This is a genomic window from Streptomyces ovatisporus (genome assembly GCF_042653885.1).
In the GTDB taxonomy this organism is placed as follows: domain Bacteria; phylum Actinomycetota; class Actinomycetes; order Streptomycetales; family Streptomycetaceae; genus Streptomyces; species Streptomyces ovatisporus.
Map to the genome: position 1 here is coordinate 791,062 of NZ_JBHSFH010000004.1, position 18,055 is coordinate 809,116.

14 protein-coding genes are annotated in these 18,055 nt (G+C 69.0%); 10 read left to right on the forward strand and 4 right to left on the reverse strand.

Translation table 11 applies throughout. The annotated features are described in order from the left end of the window. Positions 1 to 28: 28 nt before the first annotated feature. Positions 29 to 706, forward strand: coding sequence for a hypothetical protein (locus tag ACFPA8_RS08420; RefSeq protein ID WP_386444577.1), 678 nt, complete (start codon positions 29 to 31; stop codon positions 704 to 706). A gap of 21 nt (positions 707 to 727) precedes the next feature. On the opposite strand, the gene ACFPA8_RS08425 is transcribed toward ACFPA8_RS08420, so the two are convergent. Continuing rightward, positions 728 to 991: a DUF397 domain-containing protein gene (locus tag ACFPA8_RS08425; RefSeq protein ID WP_386444580.1), complete on the reverse strand. Its 264-nt coding sequence runs from the start codon at positions 989 to 991 to the stop codon at positions 728 to 730. Between the two features lie 339 nt (positions 992 to 1,330). Continuing rightward, positions 1,331 to 5,272, reverse strand: coding sequence for a type VII secretion protein EccCa (gene eccCa / locus ACFPA8_RS08430; protein ID WP_386444583.1), 3,942 nt, complete (start codon positions 5,270 to 5,272; stop codon positions 1,331 to 1,333). A 268-nt stretch (positions 5,273 to 5,540) separates the two neighbouring features. Here eccCa and eccD point away from each other — a divergent pair, with 268 nt between their 5' ends. From eccD to ACFPA8_RS08460, 6 genes are all read left to right on the forward strand, one after another. Then, positions 5,541 to 7,001, forward strand: coding sequence for a type VII secretion integral membrane protein EccD (gene eccD / locus ACFPA8_RS08435; protein WP_386444586.1), 1,461 nt, complete (start codon positions 5,541 to 5,543; stop codon positions 6,999 to 7,001). 133 nt (positions 7,002 to 7,134) lie between these two features. Further along, on the forward strand, positions 7,135 to 7,473 hold the full coding sequence (rpsO, locus tag ACFPA8_RS08440) for a 30S ribosomal protein S15 (protein ID WP_386444589.1): 339 nt from the start codon (positions 7,135 to 7,137) through the stop codon (positions 7,471 to 7,473). Between the two features lie 333 nt (positions 7,474 to 7,806). Continuing rightward, a complete protein-coding gene (locus tag ACFPA8_RS08445) occupies positions 7,807 to 10,056 on the forward strand; it encodes a polyribonucleotide nucleotidyltransferase (protein ID WP_386444752.1) in 2,250 nt (749 codons plus the stop codon). 80 nt (positions 10,057 to 10,136) lie between these two features. After that, the gene (locus tag ACFPA8_RS08450; RefSeq protein ID WP_386444592.1) at positions 10,137 to 11,492 is read left to right on the forward strand and encodes a M16 family metallopeptidase; all 1,356 of its coding nucleotides are present in this window, start codon (positions 10,137 to 10,139) and stop codon (positions 11,490 to 11,492) included. Positions 11,493 to 11,559: 67 nt separating this feature from the next. Continuing rightward, on the forward strand, positions 11,560 to 12,315 hold the full coding sequence (gene dapB, locus ACFPA8_RS08455) for a 4-hydroxy-tetrahydrodipicolinate reductase (RefSeq protein WP_386444595.1): 756 nt from the start codon (positions 11,560 to 11,562) through the stop codon (positions 12,313 to 12,315). Between the two features lie 5 nt (positions 12,316 to 12,320). After that, the gene (locus ACFPA8_RS08460) at positions 12,321 to 12,809 is read left to right on the forward strand and encodes a tetratricopeptide repeat protein (RefSeq protein ID WP_386444755.1); all 489 of its coding nucleotides are present in this window, start codon (positions 12,321 to 12,323) and stop codon (positions 12,807 to 12,809) included. A 40-nt stretch (positions 12,810 to 12,849) separates the two neighbouring features. Here ACFPA8_RS08460 and ACFPA8_RS08465 read toward each other — a convergent pair whose 3' ends face one another. Together ACFPA8_RS08465 and ACFPA8_RS08470 are read right to left on the reverse strand one after the other, a co-directional pair. Next, positions 12,850 to 13,416: a hypothetical protein gene (locus ACFPA8_RS08465; RefSeq protein WP_386444598.1), complete on the reverse strand. Its 567-nt coding sequence runs from the start codon at positions 13,414 to 13,416 to the stop codon at positions 12,850 to 12,852. Between the two features lie 144 nt (positions 13,417 to 13,560). Further along, a complete protein-coding gene (locus ACFPA8_RS08470; protein ID WP_386444601.1) occupies positions 13,561 to 13,797 on the reverse strand; it encodes a hypothetical protein in 237 nt (78 codons plus the stop codon). Between the two features lie 398 nt (positions 13,798 to 14,195). Between ACFPA8_RS08470 and thyX the strand changes: the two genes are divergently transcribed. The 3 genes from thyX to ACFPA8_RS08485 all read left to right on the forward strand — a co-directional run bounded on the left by thyX (position 14,196) and on the right by ACFPA8_RS08485 (position 17,826). After that, positions 14,196 to 14,888: an FAD-dependent thymidylate synthase gene (gene thyX, locus ACFPA8_RS08475; RefSeq protein ID WP_386444758.1), complete on the forward strand. Its 693-nt coding sequence runs from the start codon at positions 14,196 to 14,198 to the stop codon at positions 14,886 to 14,888. A 180-nt stretch (positions 14,889 to 15,068) separates the two neighbouring features. Next, positions 15,069 to 15,968, forward strand: coding sequence for a 4-hydroxy-tetrahydrodipicolinate synthase (dapA, locus tag ACFPA8_RS08480; protein WP_386444604.1), 900 nt, complete (start codon positions 15,069 to 15,071; stop codon positions 15,966 to 15,968). 172 nt (positions 15,969 to 16,140) lie between these two features. After that, complete coding sequence (locus ACFPA8_RS08485) at positions 16,141 to 17,826, forward strand: ribonuclease J (RefSeq protein WP_386444607.1); 1,686 nt, start codon at positions 16,141 to 16,143, stop codon at positions 17,824 to 17,826. Positions 17,827 to 18,055: the final 229 nt, after the last annotated feature.

Here is an 18,055-nt window from a genome sequence, read left to right on the forward strand (position 1 = left end):
ATCTGATCGAGCAGCTGGAGGAATCATCATGGCTGGGCCGGAGGCTCAACTGCCGCTGACTGAGGTCGCCTTCGACGACCCGGAGACCCGGGACGCGTGGGAGAGGACGCGTCGGTCGGTGTCACGGAGGCTGTGGTTCCGGAGCCTTCTGTGGTCGGCGGCCCTCGTTCTCGGACTTGCGGTGAGTTCGTTGACCAGCGACGAGGCAAAGCCCGTGAGCTCCATCGGCCCGCTCGTCTTCACCGTGGGCATGTTCGGACTGCTCTTCTCGCTGTACACGTGCAGAGGAGCACTGTCGCGGGTGCGACGTGCGCGCAGTGTACTGGAGGCCTGCCCGTGGCAGGCCCTGCCCGCGGTGCGGCGCATCACAGGGGGCGGTGTCCGGGAGGGGACGGGCGTCGTCGTGCAGTTCCGATCCCCGCACACCGCACGGACGACCGACGATGCGGAGGGCTGGTACTCCGACGAGCACGGGACCTGGTCGCCGACGATGTCCGCGCGCAACCCTCTCCGCTGGAACCGCTGGGACGCCGAGCTCGAGAAGGGCGCGTGGTTCGCCGGAGACCTCCAGCTCGGCGGCGTGCTCGCGCGACCGGGAGGGCAGGGCCTCATGACGGTGCAGCGCCGCGCTCACGTACTGCATTCGGAACGTACGAGCGCGGAGCGCGACCACCGGAGCGTCGTCGCTTCGGCCCGACGCGGCTGACCCCGGCGGCAGGCCGGTCTCTCAGCCCTCCCGCGCCCCGCCGTTCTCCGGTGCCGGCTCCAGATCGAACTCGCCGTCGCGTGCCCCGAGTACGAACGCGCGCCACTCCGCCTCGGTGTAGCGCAGCACCGTGCCGGGGTCCTTGGAGTTGCGCATCGCCACGGCGCCGCCGGGGAGGTGCGCGATCTCGACCCGCTCCTCTTCGGGAGCGCCGGGCGCGGACTCCCAGACGGCGTCGGAGATGTCCATCGCGTACAGCTCGTCCTTCTCCTGCTGCGTCCCCATCGGCGCTTGCTCCTTCTCGTCCTCACGTCGGCCTGAACGTAACTCCGGCGGGCCGCGCGTCCGTCCGCCCACAGTTGCCGCAGTCCCCGAGCCCGGTCCCGTCATCATCCCACGTGACGATCACCACGCATGGTGGAACCAGCCGGCCGCCGCGGCCCGGCACGCCCCGTTGCCCGTACGGGAGACGGGGGCGTCGCAGCCACGTGGCCGTACGCGTCGGCACTCGTCCACGACGCCGGACGGCACCTACTGCACACGCGGGAGCCGGGCGGAGATCCTCGATCACCGCCCGGCTCCTTCCGCGTTGCACGAGGCCGAGGCAGATCCGCCTCGGGCCCCTCAGTTGTGCGCCGGCAGCCACCCCGTCTGGACGAGCTGTCCGCCCCGGCGGCGGGTCTGGAAGTAGCCCCGCCCCGCGGGCAGTTGCGACGGGGAGATGTTGCCCAGCAGGGCGCCCTCGGACTTGTCGCCCGAAAGGACGACACCCTGCGCGCCGAGCTCCTTCATCCGCTGCATCACCGGCTCGTACAGCGCGCGGCTGGCTCCGCCGGACGAGCGGGCGATGATGACGCGCAGGCCCACGTCCCGCGCGAACGGCAGGTACTCCAGCAGCGGCATCAGCGGGTTCTGCCCCGTGGCCACCAGGTCGTAGTCGTCGATGATGACGAAGGCGTCCGGGCTGTCGTACCAGCTGCGGTTGCGCAGTTGCTCCGGTGTGACGTCCGGCCCCGGCATGCGGCGCGACATCGACCCCGCAAGGCCCTCGAGGGTCTCCTGGAGTGCGGGCGCGGCCGCGCAGTAACGCGACAGGTGCGTCTCCGGGACGCCCTGCAGATGCGCACGCCGGTAGTCACCGACGACGATCTTGGCCTTGTCCGGCGCGTACCGTTCCGTGATCTTCTGGATGAGCAGCCGCAGCAGCGCGCTCTTCCCGGACTCGCTCTCGCCGAAGACGACGAACAGCGGGTCCGTCTCGAAGTTGACGAATACGGGCCGCAGCGATGCCTCGTCGATCCCGAACGGGAGGCCGAGCTCCGGGTAGTCGGATCCCTTGGGAAGCCGCGACGCCTCCAGCATGGTCGGCAGCAGCCTGACCGCGGGTGCGGGTTCTCCGGTCCAGTGCTCGTTGACCGCCCGGACCGTCTGCTTGGTCGCCTCGGAGAGGTCCTCCAGCGTCGAGGAGCCGTCGATGCGCGGCAGCGCCGTCATCAGATGCAGCTTGTCGGGGCTGAGGCCGCGGCCGGGCAGCCCCGCCGGTACGTTCGCTGCGACCTTGCGGTCGATCTCCGACTCGGACGGGTCGCCGAGCCGCAGTTCGACGCGGTTCTGCAGGAGGTCCTTGAGAGCGGGACGCACCTCCGTGTACCGCGAGGCGGTGAGGATGAGGTGGATGCCGAAGCCGAGACCACGCGTGGCGATGTCGGTGATGTCGCTCTCGAGCATCTCGTAGTCGTTCTTGAACGTCGCCCAGCCGTCGATGACGAGGAAGACGTCGCCCCACTTCTGGTCCGGCAGCTGCCCTGCGGCGCGGCGCTGGCGGAAGGTGGCGATCGAGTCGACGTTGTTGGCCCTGAAGTACTCCTCACGCTCGTTGAGGATCGACATGACCTCGCTGACCGTCCGGCGCACCTTCTCGCCGTCGAGGCGGTTCGCCACGCCGCCGACGTGGTGGAGGTCCTCCATCGCGAGCAGCGAGCCACCGCCGAAGTCCAGGCAGTAGAACTGCACTTCGGACGGCGTGTGGGTGAGCGCGAACGACGTCATCAGCGTGCGCAGCAGCGTCGACTTGCCCGACTGCGGTCCGCCGATGAAGAAGCCGTGACCCGCGGCCCCGGAGAAGTCCCGGTACAGGACGTCACGGCGCTGTTCGAACGGCTTGTCCAGCAGTGCCACCGGCACGACGAGGCGTCCGAGTGCCGTGTACTCCGGCGCTGTCAGCCCTCGTTCCGGAGTGGGCGCCAGCGAGGGCAGCAGCTGGTCGATGGACGGAGCCTCCTCCAGCGGCGGCAGCCACACCTGGTGCGCCGACGGGCCCTGGCCGACCATCTTCTGCACGATGACGTCGAGCACGGTGTCGGCGAGCGCGTCGTCGACCGTGTCGGTGTCGACCCTCTCCGGCTCCGGCGTCGCGGGCAGCGCGACGGGCGTCGCGGTGAACTGCACAGGACGCGTCTGCGTCGACTGGCTGACCCTGGTCGGGCCCGCCGCGCGGTAGGCGCCGGAGACGTACGCCGCCTTGAACTGCACCATCGTCTCGGTGTCGTACTTGAGGTAGCCGGCACCCGGCACGTTGGGCAGGTGGTAGGCGTCCGGAACGCCGATGGCGGTGCGGGACTCCGCGGCGGAGAACGTACGCAGACCGATCCGGTACGACAGGAAGGTGTCCAGTCCGCGGAGCTTGCCCTCCTCCAGCCGCTGCGAGGCCAGCAGCATGTGCACACCCAGGGACCGGCCGATCCGGCCGATCTGGATGAACATGTCGATGAAGTCGGGCTTGGCGGTGAGGAGTTCGCTGAACTCGTCGATGATCAGGACGAGGGACGGCAGCGGGTCGAGTGCCGCGCCCGCCGCCCGCGCCTTCTCGTAGTCCGTGATGTTCGCGTAGTTGCCCGCCTTGCGCAGCACTTCCTGACGCCGGTTCAGTTCACCGGTGATGGCGTCGCGCATGCGGTCGACGAGTGTGAGCTCGTCGGCGAGGTTGGTGATGACCGCGGCCGTGTGGGGCATGTCGGCCATGCCCGTGAAGGTCGCGCCGCCCTTGAAGTCCGCGAGGATGAAGTTGAGCGTCTCGGACGAGTGCGTCACCGCCAGACCGAGCACGAGCGTGCGGAGCAGCTCCGACTTGCCGGAGCCCGTGGCGCCGACACACAGCCCGTGGGGGCCCATGCCCTCCTGCGACGCCTCCTTGATGTCCAGCATGACGGGCTCGCCCTCGCCGCCGATGCCGATCGGGACCCGGAGCCGCTCGTGCAGGGAACGCGGCCGCCAGGTCCGGGACATGTCGACGGAGCCCGCGTCACCGATGCCCATGAGGTCGGTGAAGTCCAGGTTGGACAGCAGCGGTTCGCCCTCGTCGCCGCTGCCCATCCGGAATGGGGAGAGCTGGCGGGCGAGAGCTTCGGCCTGTTCGTAGCTGAGCAGGTCGGGCTTGCCCGAGTAGGCGGACTCCCGGCCGACGTAGAGGTCGAGAGCCTTCTCGCGAACGTGCACCGTGAGGCCGCCGGACATCTGGTCGTCCAGAGCGCCGGGAGCCACCTCGATGAAGGTGACGCCCTGCAGGCCCTCCGCGCCGGCGAGCTGTGAGTCCGGGGGTATCGAGCCGCCGTCGAGGACGACGATGATGTGCGGCTGGTCCGCGACGGGCGTCCCGTCGCGGTTCCAGCGGGCCCGGCCCTCCAGCTGGCCGGCGAGCGACTCCTCCAGCTGCCCGAGGTCGTCGTAGAACAGCCGTGCCTGGCCCGCGCCGTCGGACTGCGAGGGATGCTGCGAGTGCGGCAGCCACTTCGTCCAGTCCCATTCCGCCATCGAGCCCGGGTGGGCGACGACCGCGATCATGAGCTCTTCGGGCGAGTGCAGCGCGGAGAGCTGGCCGAGCGCCGCCCGGACATTGCCGTACACCTCGTCCGTACTTCCGGTGACGACCACGTGGTAAAAGGCCCTCAGGCTCACCGCGATGGGGAGATCCGGAAGTGAACGGTGAATGTCCAGGAAGGACTTCATCGCTTCCGCTGTGAGCGGCTCCAGTTCATCCTTCGGCGCCGTTTCAGGTGCCACGAGCGGAGTGCTCAGCTGCTGCCATCCCGTGCCGATTCGCACGGAGGAGAAGTCGTTGTCGGACGGGCGGCGCTCCCACAGCCGTTTGCCGTCACCCGCGATCGCCCACAGCTGGTCCGGACTCGGGTGTTGATACAGCTGCGCGTTGCGTTGCGCCTCCGATGTCTTGCGGACGTCCTTCCGGATCTGGTCGAGATAGCGGAAGTAGTCCCTCCGCGCTTGTCCCATCTGGGCGCGCCCCCCTCGCCGCGCCCTGACGACCTGTGCGATCGCCATGGCGACCGTGGAGACCGCCATCAGACCGCCGACGACCTTCATGTAGGAAGGTGCGCCCGGCATGAAGAAGAATGCGACCGAACCGCCCATGCCCAGGACGGGCAGCAGATTCATCCAGACGTCGTTCTCACCGTCGCGCGGCAGTTCGGGAGGGGATTCCAGCTTGACTTCCCCTTCGGGCACGGTCGGCGGCATGACCCGTGGCTGCCGCTTCACGATGACCACACTCACCGTTACATCAGTCCTTCACGATAAATTCGCAATTACGCACCGACGCCCCCGCCATCGCAACAGCTACCGGTCATGCAGACGCTGATCCTAGTAGGTGTGAGAGTCTCCGGTATCCGGGAGGACCGACTGTCCGCCGCGGACGGTAAGGTGACCCGCAATCTTCCCCAAGTGCTTCCACGGCGCGGGAGTTTGGGGCAATCCACGAGCCCGAGATGTCTTAATTCATCGTGACGCCGAGTCCGAGCAGTCAGCAAGGGGGAACAAGAAGGTGGCCACGACCGCAGCGACAGGCTTCTGCCGCGTCACGGTAGTTGCTCCAGGGGGGCGCATCGATGTCGCGCTTCCCGAGGACGTGCCCCTGTCCGACGTCTATCCGGAGATCGCCCGGCTCTCCGGAGGCAGCCCCGCCGAGGGCGCCCTGTCGGGGTATCACCTCGTGCGCCGGGACGGGCGGGTCCTCGAGTCGGGCCTTTCCCTGGCGGGCAACGGCATCCGGGACGGCGAGGTGCTGCTCCTGCGCCCGTTCGCCGACTCGTTGCCGTCCGCCGTTTTCGACGACGTCAGCGACGCCGTCGCCTCGGGGGTGAGGCGCGACCGCGCACTGTGGAACGAGCGGCACATGCGGGCGGCCGGACTCACGGGCGGCGGCGTGCTGTTGGTGCTCATGGCGTTCGCGCTGTGGTTCGCCGACCCGCTCAAGCACGACATGCACGGGCTGCCCGGCATCATCGCCGCCGCGGCGGGAGTCCTGCTCGTCGCGCTCGCATGCGTCCGCGCCCGTGTCTACGAGGACAGGGCGACCTCGATCGCTCTCGGCCTCGGCGCCATGCCGCACATCATGATCGCCGGGTCGGGGATTCTGCCCCTCTCCCAGGGCGAGGGGATCGGCCGGCTCCAGTTCCTCCTGGGCTGCGTCGCGGTGCTGCTCGCGTCGGCGGTGCTGATCGCGATCACGCCCCGGGGCGACGGTCCGTTCGTCGCGTCCGCCATCGTCTCGGCGGTCGGCACCGTCTTCACCTTCATCGCCGTCATCGCCGACATCGGGCCGGTGGACGCGGCGGCTGTGGCCGCTCCCGTCTCCGTCGGCACCATCGCCTTCCTCCCCGGCCTCTCCGCGCGCTTCGCGCGGCTGCCCATAGGCTTCGAGCCCCGCGCGGGCGGCTACGAGAACAACCAGGACAGCGGACGCAGCGTCCAGGGTCCCGTCGACGCCGAGCGCATCGCCGCCCAGGCCCGCCGCGGGCACGAGATGCTCGTCGGTCTCGTGGGCGGCTGGTGCGCCGCGGTCGTGGGCTCCGCAGCCGTACTGGGCTTCGCCCACAACGGCTGGGGGCAGCTCCTCGCGCTCGCCACCGGCGTCGCGATGCTGCTGCGCGCCCGTCTCTTCCGCTACACCTCGCAGGTCACCTGCGCCCTGGTCGCCGGCCTCGGCACGCTCACGCTGCTGGCGCTCGGCCTGTCCCTCAACCCGCCCACGGAGCTCGTCCGCGACCTCCTGACGGGCGACAGTGCCGGGCTCGACGTCCGTACGGTCTGGATCGCGGCGTCCATCGCGGTCGCCGCGGCGCTGGTCACCGCGATCGGCCTGATCGTTCCGCGTACGGGACTGACGCCCTTCTGGGGCCGCTTCATGGAGCTGACCGAGACGTTCGTGCTGCTGTCGCTGATCCCGCTCTGCCTCGCGGTTCTCAACGTCTACGCCGACGTCCGCGGCTCCATCGGAGGCTGACCCCGGATCCGCCGTCCGCCCCGGCGCCCTTGCCGTTTCCGCCCGCCTCCGATCCGCACAGGGGGCGGGCGGAGGCGTTCAGATGCGCTGGTAGGCTGGGCCGGCCCTCCGAGTAGTCGAAGCATCCCCTGAGATGAAGACCAGGGGCGCTCGCCGGGCAGAACCCCTAAAAGGAGTACGTGTGTCGTCTCTCGATGCCGCGACCAAGAAGCAGATCATGTCCGAGTTCGCCACCAAGGAGGGTGACACCGGCTCCCCCGAGGTCCAGGTGGCGCTGCTCTCCCGCCGGATCTCGGACCTGACCGAGCACCTGAAGAGCCACAAGCACGACCACCACTCGCGCCGTGGTCTGCTGCTGCTGGTCGGCCAGCGCCGCCGCCTGCTGCAGTACCTCGCGAAGAAGGACATCCAGCGTTTCCGCGCCCTCGTCGAGCGCCTCGGCATCCGCCGTGGCGCGGCCGGCGCCCGCTGAGAGATGAGGAAGGGGGCGGTTCCCGTCGCAGGGGGCCGCTCCCTTCGCCGTACCTGCGGGGCCGGGAAGGTTTGTAGGCTGGCCCCAGCACGACGTACGGCTGGACCTACGGAAAGACGTACGGCAAGCCGTACGGGAACAGAACACATGCACGCTCACTACGCAGACTGACGCGGCAGGGGCGCCCCGCCCGTAGCCGGTCCTCGGTAGTGGCCCCCGGACACCCAGACGGTTCCGTGGGCTTCGATCGAAGACCGGCCCGCACACGGAGCGCTCCTCCGCAGCCGGTCCACCGCCACACGGGCGGTGGACGCAGACGAGGAGATATTCCTGGTGGAGAACGAGACCCACTACGCCGAAGCCGTCATCGACAACGGCGCCTTCGGTACCCGCACCATCCGGTTCGAGACGGGCCGGCTGGCCAGGCAGGCCGCCGGATCCGCAGTGGCATACCTGGACGACGACACCATGGTGCTGTCGGCCACGACCGCCTCCAAGCAGCCCAAGGACCAGCTCGACTTCTTCCCTCTGACGGTCGACGTCGAGGAGCGGATGTACGCAGCCGGCAAGATCCCCGGCTCCTTCTTCCGGCGCGAGGGCCGTCCCTCGGAGGACGCGGTCCTCACCTGCCGCCTGATCGACCGTCCGCTGCGCCCCTCCTTCAAGAAGGGCCTGCGCAACGAGATCCAGATCGTCGAGACGATCATGGCTCTCAACCCCGACCACCTCTACGACGTGGTCGCCATCAACGCCGCCTCCTGCTCCACGCAGCTGTCCGGCCTGCCCTTCTCGGGCCCCATCGGCGCCACGCGCGTCGCTCTCATCCGCGGACAGTGGGTCGCGTTCCCCACCCACACCGAACTCGAGGACGCCGTCTTCGACATGGTCGTCGCCGGCCGCACGCTGCCCGACGGCGACGTCGCCGTGATGATGGTCGAGGCCGAGGCCACCGAGAAGACCGTCGAGCTCGTCAAGGGCGGTGCCGAGGCACCGACCGAGGAGGTCGTCGCCGCCGGGCTCGAGGCCGCCAAGCCCTTCATCAAGGTGCTGTGCAAGGCCCAGTCGGACCTGGCCGGCAAGGCCGCCAAGCCCGTCGCCGAGTTCCCGATCTTCCTGGACCACCAGGACGACGTGCTCGAGGCCCTCACCGCTGCCGTGCGCGACGAGCTCGCCCAGGCTCTGACCATCGCCGCCAAGCAGGAGCGCGAGGCCGAGCTGGACCGAGTGAAGGGTCTGGCCGCCGAGAAGCTGCTTCCCCAGTTCGAGGGACGCGAGAAGGAGATCTCCGCGGCGTACCGCACGCTGACCAAGGAACTGGTCCGCGAGCGCGTCATCAAGGAGAAGAAGCGCATCGACGGCCGTGGCGTCACGGACATCCGTACGCTCGCCGCCGAGGTCGAGGCCATCCCGAGGGTGCACGGCTCGGCGCTCTTCGAGCGCGGCGAGACGCAGATCCTGGGCGTGACGACGCTGAACATGCTCCGCATGGAGCAGCAGCTGGACACCCTCTCGCCGGTGACCCGCAAGCGCTACATGCACAACTACAACTTCCCGCCCTACTCCACCGGTGAGACGGGCCGCGTCGGCTCCCCCAAGCGCCGCGAGATCGGCCACGGTGCGCTGGCCGAGCGTGCCCTCATGCCGGTGCTGCCGACCCGCGAGGAGTTCCCCTACGCGATCCGGCAGGTCTCCGAGGCGCTGGGCTCCAACGGCTCGACGTCCATGGGCTCGGTCTGCGCCTCCACCATGTCGCTGCTGAACGCCGGTGTGCCGCTGAAGGCCCCCGTCGCCGGCATCGCCATGGGCCTGATCTCCAAGGAGATCGAGGGCGAGACCCACTACGTCACCCTCACCGACATCCTCGGGGCTGAGGACGCCTACGGCGACATGGACTTCAAGGTCGCCGGCACCCGCCAGTTCGTCACCGCCCTCCAGCTCGACACCAAGCTGGACGGCATCCCGGCGTCCGTACTCGCTGCGGCCCTCAAGCAGGCCCGTGACGCTCGCCTGCACATCCTGGACGTGATGAACGAGGCCATCGACGTCCCGGACGAGATGTCCCCGAACGCCCCGCGGATCATCACCGTGAAGATCCCCGTGGACAAGATCGGTGAGGTCATCGGCCCCAAGGGCAAGATGATCAACCAGATCCAGGAGGACACGGGCGCCGACATCACCATCGAGGACGACGGCACCATCTACATCGGTGCCGCCGACGGCCCCGCCGCCGAGGCCGCCCGCACCACGATCAACGGCATCGCCAACCCGACGATGCCCGAGGTCGGCGAGCGCTACCTGGGCACGGTCGTGAAGACGACCACCTTCGGCGCCTTCGTCTCGCTCCTGCCGGGCAAGGACGGCCTGCTGCACATCTCGCAGATCCGCAAGCTCGCCGGCGGCAAGCGCGTGGAGAACGTCGAGGACGTCCTCGGCGTCGGCCAGAAGGTCCAGGTCGAGATCGCCGAGATCGACCAGCGCGGCAAGCTTTCGCTGATCCCCGTCCTGGACGAGGACGCCGAAGGCTCCGAGAAGGCCGAGGAGAACGACGGCGCGTCCGCGGACGCCGCCGCGGGCGACAAGTGACAGTTACGCACCGCGCGACGGCCCGCCCCACCATCACGGAGGGGCGGGCCGTCGCCCGTACACCAGGGAGGGTGAAGCCGATGTCCGTCGGCGGACGCGTCGGTGGAAACGGCGGAAACGGAAGCGCCGGCAGTGGGACGGGTGCGGGAGAGATCCGCAAGACCGTGCTGCCGGGCGGGCTGCGGGTCCTCACCGAGAGGGTTCCCACCGTGCGCTCCGCCACCTTCGGGATCTGGGTGCACGTCGGCTCCCGTGACGAGACGCCGGCGCTCAACGGAGCCACCCACTACTTGGAGCACGTGCTCTTCAAGGGCACGGAGCGGCGCAGCGCTCTGGAGATCTCGGCCGCGCTGGACGCCGTCGGCGGTGAGATGAACGCCTTCACCTCCAAGGAGTTCACGTGCTACTACGCACGCGTTCTCGACGCAGATCTCCCCCTCGCCATCGACGTCGTCGGTGACATGCTCACCAGCTCCGTCCTCGATCCCGCGGAGATCGAGGCGGAACGTGGCGTCATCCTCGAAGAGATCGCGATGACCGAGGACGATCCGGGCGACTGCGTGCACGACCTCTTCGCGCACACGATGTTCGGGGACTCACCGCTCGGCCGCCCCGTACTGGGCACGGTCGACACGGTCAACTCGCTGACCCGCGACCGCATCGCCCGCTTCTACCGCAAGCACTACGACCCGCCGCACCTGGTCGTCGCCGCAGCGGGAAACCTGGACCACGACGCAGTCGTCCATCAGGTGCGGGCGGCCTTCGACCGGGCCGGCGCGCTCAGCCGTACGGACGGGACCGCGGAGCCCGTCGGGCCTCGCACCGGCATGCGCGCGGTGCGTGCCCACGGCCGCGTCGACCTGTCCGACCGCCGTACCGAACAGGCCCACCTTGTACTGGGCATGCCGGGAGTCTCGCGGAACGACGACCGCCGCTGGGCTCTGGGAGTGCTCAGCACGGCCCTCGGCGGCGGCATGAGCTCCCGTCTCTTCCAGGAGATCCGTGAGAAGCGGGGCCTTGCCTACAGCACGTACTCCTACACCTCCGGTTTCGCCGACTGCGGTCTCTTCGGCGTCTATGCGGGCTGCCGCCCCAGCCAGGTCGCGGACGTGCTGAAGATCTGCCGCGACGAGCTGGACCAGGCCGCGCGCCAGGGCCTCCCGGACGACGAACTCAAGCGCGCCATCGGCCAGTTGACCGGCTCGACCGTCCTGGGCCTGGAGGACACCGGCGCGCTGATGCACAGGCTCGGGAAGAGCGAACTGTGCTGGGGTGAGCAGTTGTCGGTCGACGACATGCTCGCGAAGATCTCCGCCGTCACCCCGGACGACGTACGGGCAGTCGCACAGGACGTACTCGACCAGCGTCCCTCGCTGGCCGTCATCGGCCCGCTCACCGACCGCCAGGCGTCCCAGTTGCACGAGGCCGTCGCCTGACGGAGCCCCCGTACGTGCCTCAGCCCGTCCAGCCGCCAAGACCGCGAAGCCCGCGAAGGAACGAACTATGAGCAAGCTGCGTGTGGCCGTCCTCGGCTCCGAGGGCCGAATGGGTTCCGAGGCCGTACGGGCCGTGGAAGCCGCCGACGACATGGAGTTGTCCGCCGCGCTCGACCGCGACGACAGCCTCGACGCCCTCACCGGCGCGGGCACCGAGGTCGCCGTCGACCTGACGCACCCCGACGCAGTGATGGGCAACCTGGAGCACTGCGTCAGCAACGGCATTCACTGTGTCGTCGGTACCACTGGCTGGACGGACGAGCGCCTGGAGGCCGTGCGCGGCTGGCTCGACGCGTCCGCCGGGACCGGTGTGCTCATCGCGCCGAACTTCGGTATCGGTGCCGTTCTGACCATGCAGTTCGCACAGCAGGCTGCCCGGTTCTTCGAATCGGCCGAAGTCGTCGAGCTGCATCACCCCGGCAAGGCCGACGCCCCCAGTGGTACGGCCGTACGCACCGCCCAGATCATCGCCTCCGCCCGCGAGGAGGCCGGCCTGCCGGCACAGCCCGACGCCACGAGCACCGGCCTCGACGGCGCCCGCGGTGCGGACGTGGACGGTGTGCCGGTGCATGCGGTGCGGCTGCGCGGACTCGTCGCGCACCAGGAGGTGCTGCTCGGCGGTGAGGGCGAAACGCTCACCATCCGGCACGACTCGCTGCACCGCAGTTCCTTCATGCCGGGTGTGCTGCTCGGCGTGCGGCGGGTCGTCTCCACGCCCGGACTCACCTTCGGGCTGGAACACTTCCTCGCCCTGGACCGATGACGAGCGTGCGCGCGAAACTCGCGTACTTCACGCTCGCTGCTCTGCTGGTCTTCTACTTCGTGCTGGTCGGCAGCCGGGGGGTGCTGCTGATCGAGCAGGGCACCCCCGTGACCGTCGTCTTCGGGCTGGCGGTGCTGATCCTGCCGCTGATCGGTCTCTGGTTCCTCTGGCACACCACGCGATTCGCGCGGAACGCCGGCCGGCTGGCCCGCGAACTGGAGGCGGAGGGCGGACTGCCCGTCGACGAACTGCGGCGGACTCCCTCGGGCCGGATCGACAGGGATTCCGCCGACGAAGTGTTCGCCAGGCGTCAGACCGAGGTCGAGCAGTCCCCTGACGACTGGCGCTGCTGGTTCCGTCTCGCCGTCGCCTACCGCGATGCCCGCGACACTCCTCGGGCCCGCAGGGCCATGCAGCGTGCCATCGCCCTGCACGACGACTCCGGAGAAGCCTCCCGCGGTGCTCACGAGGGTGGCAGCCGCGAATCCGGCTGAGCCCCTCCGGAAGTCCTGCCGGAGGCCTGACCGGGAAGCGCTACAGGGAAGCCGCCGGACGGGATTCCGCGGCCCAGCCCTCGATGACGTCGGCGGCGCGGTCGAAGGCCTCGGGCCGTGCCAGGAAGTCGGCGTTGTGATCCGTCAGAAGCGGACGCAGCGGCTCGCCGTCACCCTGCCGTACGACGGCGAGGGCCTGCCCCTGCACGGTTCGGGGCAGGCCGAGCCACCTGACGGGCTGCTGCACGGTTCGGACAGCGGCCACCCGGCGCCAGCTCAACGTCACCGTGCTCAGGAGTCCGACCTGGCGCAGCCCGTGCGCGCACACCCAGATCCCCACGCGCAGCAGCCGCAGCGCCAGTGCGATCACCGCGAGCCCTGCGCCGAGGCACACGGCCATGCCGGGAAGAGCTCCGGCAAGCGCGATGATCAACGCTGAGAAGAGCAGGTAGGAAGCGAGCAGCAGCAGCATCGCCGCACCGCCGACCCGCCAGGGGCCGGGACGGTACGGCCGGCGCCAGTGCTCGCGTGCGTCGTGCGGCAGCGGGGTCTGGGCCGCGTGGTCGCTGTCCGCTCGGCCATCGGCCGTCAGAAAGGGCAGTGGCACAGCTGATCCTCGCTCGCGATGGACTCGTTCGGGTGGTGCGCGAGGACATTAGCGAGCTCTGCGAGGCCCGGCCAGCCCGGCTGGTCGACGCGGCGCGTCGGCCTGGCCCGCATCGGTCAGCCCGCAGTGGCCAGCGGCCAGGTGTCAGCGGCCCTCGGCTGCGGCAGGGCCGCCCCGGTGGGACTCCTGGCCGGGATCGAGCGCGGGAACGCCCAGGAGAAGGGAACCGGCCAGCCCGGCGACCACGGTCAGGCCGAACAGCGCACTTCCTGCCCGTTGGGCGAGGCTGCGCTCGGCGCGAGGCGGCGGCGTGACATTGCTGCGGAACCGGTCGGCGTCGGCGATGAACGCGAACGGTACTGATTCTCCGCGGCGGGGCATGGGCAGGGGACTCCTGTCTAGAGCGTCGTGTGTTTGGCCTGTGATGTGAGGAACGTCCGGGAGGGCCGAGAAGTGCCACGAGCCCGGGATCGTCATTGAAAAATACCAAGCGGCCTTGTGACTTCGTGCACCGGGGTGCCTTATCTCAAAAGAGAGCTCCATTTGTCCGGGCGAACTGGTCTTGTTCGGACAAAAGGGTCAGCAAGTCGAGGGTTTCGCGGCTCACGTTCAGCCGCCGCCCGACCGCTCACGGCGCCGGCTTCCGGGGAGAGCGCCCGTCCGGGGCTGTCGGTGGAGCGCCGTAGGCTGGGCGCGCTTTGGCAGTTGCACGTACCGGAAGGACCCCGCCAGTGACCGACACCCCCGAAGAGACCGTCGCCCCCAGCTTCCGCGGCGAGATGACCGTCGAGCTGGTCAAGCACAGCGCTGCGGACACCGACGTGCTCTGGGCGGCCAGGGTCTCGACCGGAGGCGAGAAGTCCCTCGAGGAGCTGCACAAGGACCCCGAACGCTCCAAGGGGCTCATCAACTTCCTGATGCGGGACCGGCACGGCAGTCCTTTCGAGCACAACTCGATGACCTTCTTCATCAGCGCGCCCCTGTTCGTCTTCCGCGAGTTCCACCGCCACCGCGTCGGCTGGTCCTACAACGAGGAGTCCGGCCGCTATCGCGAGCTCCAGCCCGTCTTCTACACGCCGGACGCCGCGCGCAAGCTCGTCCAGCAGGGCCGTCCCGGCAAGTACGAATTCGTGGAAGGCACCCCGGAGCAGCACGGCCTGGCCGTCAGCGCGATGGAGGACTCCTACCGTCAGGCGTACGCGACATACCAGCGGCTTCTGGAGGCGGGTGTCGCCCGGGAGGTCGCGCGGGCCGTGCTCCCGGTCGGGCTCTACTCCTCGATGTACGCGACGTGCAACGCCCGCTCGCTCATGCACTTCCTCGGCCTGCGCACCCAGCACGAGCAGGCGAAGGTGCCCTCCTTCCCCCAACGTGAGATCGAAATGGTGGGGGAGTTGATGGAGGAGCAGTGGGCGAAGCTGATGCCGCTGACGCACGCGGCGTTCAATGCGAACGGCCGGGTCGCGCCCTGACTGTCCGGATTGCGGCGATTCGAGAAGTACGCCTACGCTGAAAACGAGGCTCGGTACTGCCTGAACCCCCGAGCAGGCAGTGCCGGGTCTCCCTCAGGGTGAGGCCCGTCACGTCGCGGATGACCAGGACGATGGCCCCGAGGGCCCACGTCGGGCCTGGCTGCGAGTAGCGTGGACCCCATGGCTCCGACCTCCACACCGCACACGCCCTTCGGGCGGGTCCTGACCGCGATGGTCTCGCCGTTCACCGCTGACGGTGCTCTCGACCTCGACGGCGCGCAGCGACTCGCCGTCCATCTGGTGGATGCAGGCAACGACGGCCTGATCGTCAACGGCACCACCGGCGAGTCCCCGACGACCAGCGATGTCGAGAAAGCCCAGCTCGTCCGGGCGGTGGTCGAAGCGGTCGGAGACCGTGCCCACGTCGTCGCCGGAGCCGGCACGAACGACACGGCCCACAGCCTCGAACTCGCCCGCGACGCCGCCAAGGCCGGCGCGCACGGCCTCCTCGCGGTGACGCCGTACTACAGCAAGCCTCCGCAGGAGGGCCTCTTCCGGCACTTCACCGCGATCGCCGACGCCACCGACCTGCCGGTGATGCTCTACGACATCCCCGGCCGTTCCGGTGTCCCGATCAACACGGAGACGATCGTCCGGCTCGCCGAGCACCCGCGCATCGTCGCGAACAAGGACGCCAAGGGCGACCTCGGACGTGCGAGCTGGGCCATCGCCACCAGCGGCCTCGCCTGGTACAGCGGCGACGACATGCTGAACCTGCCGCTGTTGTCGGTCGGTGCGATCGGGTACGTATCAGTCGTCGGACATCTCGTCACGCCCGAGCTGCGCTCCATGCTGGAGGCGCATCTGAGCGGCGACGTCACGAAGGCCACCGAGATCCACCAGAAGCTGCTCCCCGTGTTCACGGGCATGTTCCGTACGCAGGGCGTCATCACCACGAAGGCCGCCCTCACGCTTCGCGGGCTGCCCGCCGGACCGCTCCGGATGCCGCTCGTCGAGCTCTCCCCCGAGGAGACCCAGCAGCTCAGGCATGACCTCGCCCACGGCGGCGTAGAGATCTGAACACCGACGCGACAACTGCATAACGGGCGAGTCCCGTACATCGACGACATGATCAAAACGAACGAATACGCATAACGACGCATTCCCGAATATCGCGCGCGCCACGTGTCCCAGGGGGTCCCCCAATCCGGAGGCCGGGGGAGCGTGGCGCGCGTCTGGTGAGGAGAGTCTTTTGAGTCATCCGCATCCCGAGCTCGGCTCGCCGCCGAAGCTGGCCGAAGGCGGTCTGCGGGTCACCCCGCTCGGCGGTCTCGGCGAGATCGGCCGCAACATGACGGTCATTGAATACGGCGGCCGCCTGCTGATCATCGACTGCGGTGTGCTCTTCCCGGAGGAGGAGCAGCCCGGAATCGACCTGATCCTTCCGGACTTCAGTTCGATCCGGGACCGTCTCGACGACATCGACGGCATCGTGCTCACCCACGGCCACGAGGACCACATCGGCGGCGTTCCTTTCCTGCTGCGCGAGAAGGCCGACATCCCGCTCATCGGCTCCAAGCTGACCCTCGCTCTGATCGAGGCGAAGCTGCAGGAGCACCGCATCCGCCCGTACACCCTGGAGGTCGAGGAAGGGCACCGCGAGCGCATCGGCCCCTTCGACTGCGAGTTCGTCTCGGTCAACCACTCCATCCCGGACGCCCTCGCAGTGGCCGTCCGTACGCCCGCCGGCCTGCTCGTGCACACCGGCGACTTCAAGATGGACCAGCTTCCGCTGGACGGCCGGCTCACGGACCTGCGCGCCTTCGCCCGCCTCGGCGAGGAGGGCATCGACCTCCTGCTGTCCGACTCGACGAACGCCGAAGTGCCGGGCTTCGTCCCCCCGGAGCGCGAGATCTCCAGTGTCCTGCGGCAGGTCTTCGCGAGCGCGCAGAAACGCATCATCGTCGCGAGCTTCGCGAGCCACGTGCACCGCATTCAGCAAATCCTGGACGCCGCCCACGAGTTCGGGCGCCGCGTGGCCTTCGTCGGGCGCTCGATGGTCCGCAACATGGGCATCGCCCGCGACCTGGGCTACCTCAACGTCCCGGCCGGCCTCGTCGTCGACGTGAAGACGCTGGACGACCTGCCGGACGACGAAGTGGTGCTGGTCTGCACGGGGTCGCAGGGCGAGCCGATGGCGGCACTGTCCCGGATGGCCAACCGCGACCACCAGATCCGCATCGTCCAGGGCGACACGGTGATCCTCGCCTCGTCCCTCATCCCGGGCAACGAGAACGCGGTCTACCGGGTCATCAACGGCCTGACGCGCTGGGGCGCGAACGTGGTGCACAAGGGCAACGCCAAGGTCCACGTCTCCGGCCACGCGTCGGCCGGCGAGCTGCTGTACTTCTACAACATCTGCCAGCCCAGGAATCTGATGCCCGTGCACGGCGAATGGCGCCACCTGCGTGCGAACGCGGAGCTCGGCGCCCAGACCGGCGTCCCCCGCGACCGTGTGGTCATCGCCGAAGACGGCGTCGTCGTGGACCTGTTGGACGGCAAGGCCAAGATCTCCGGGAAGGTGCACGCGGGTTACGTGTACGTCGACGGCCTCTCCGTCGGCGACGTGACGGAGTCCTCCCTCAAGGACCGCCGCATCCTCGGCGACGAGGGCATCATCTCTGTGTTCGTCGTCGTGGACAGCAGCACGGGCAAGATCGTCGGCGGCCCGCACATCCAGTCGCGTGGATCGGGCATCGACGAAGCGGATTTCGGACAGGTCGTCCCGAAGATCGACGAGGTCCTGGCCAAGTCGGCCCAGGACGGCATCGTGGAGGCGCACCAACTCCAGCAGCTGGTACGCCGTACGGTCGGCAAGTGGGTCTCCGACACCTACCGTCGCCGTCCGATGATCCTCCCCGTGGTCGTCGAGGTCTGACTCCCAACTCCGGGCGGGGCGCCTCGATTTGCATCGGGACGCCCCGCCCGAGTATGTTTACTGCTCCACCTCGACGGGTACCGGACGAGCTTCGTCCGGAGGGCCCGTCGGCCGGAGCAGCTCTCCAAAGCCGGATTACGGAATCGGAAAGCAATTCTGGTAAGGTCGGATTCACCGAGAGGGAAGCGCCCGGAGTGGCCTGTGAAAGGGTCGTGATGGAAGCGTTCGT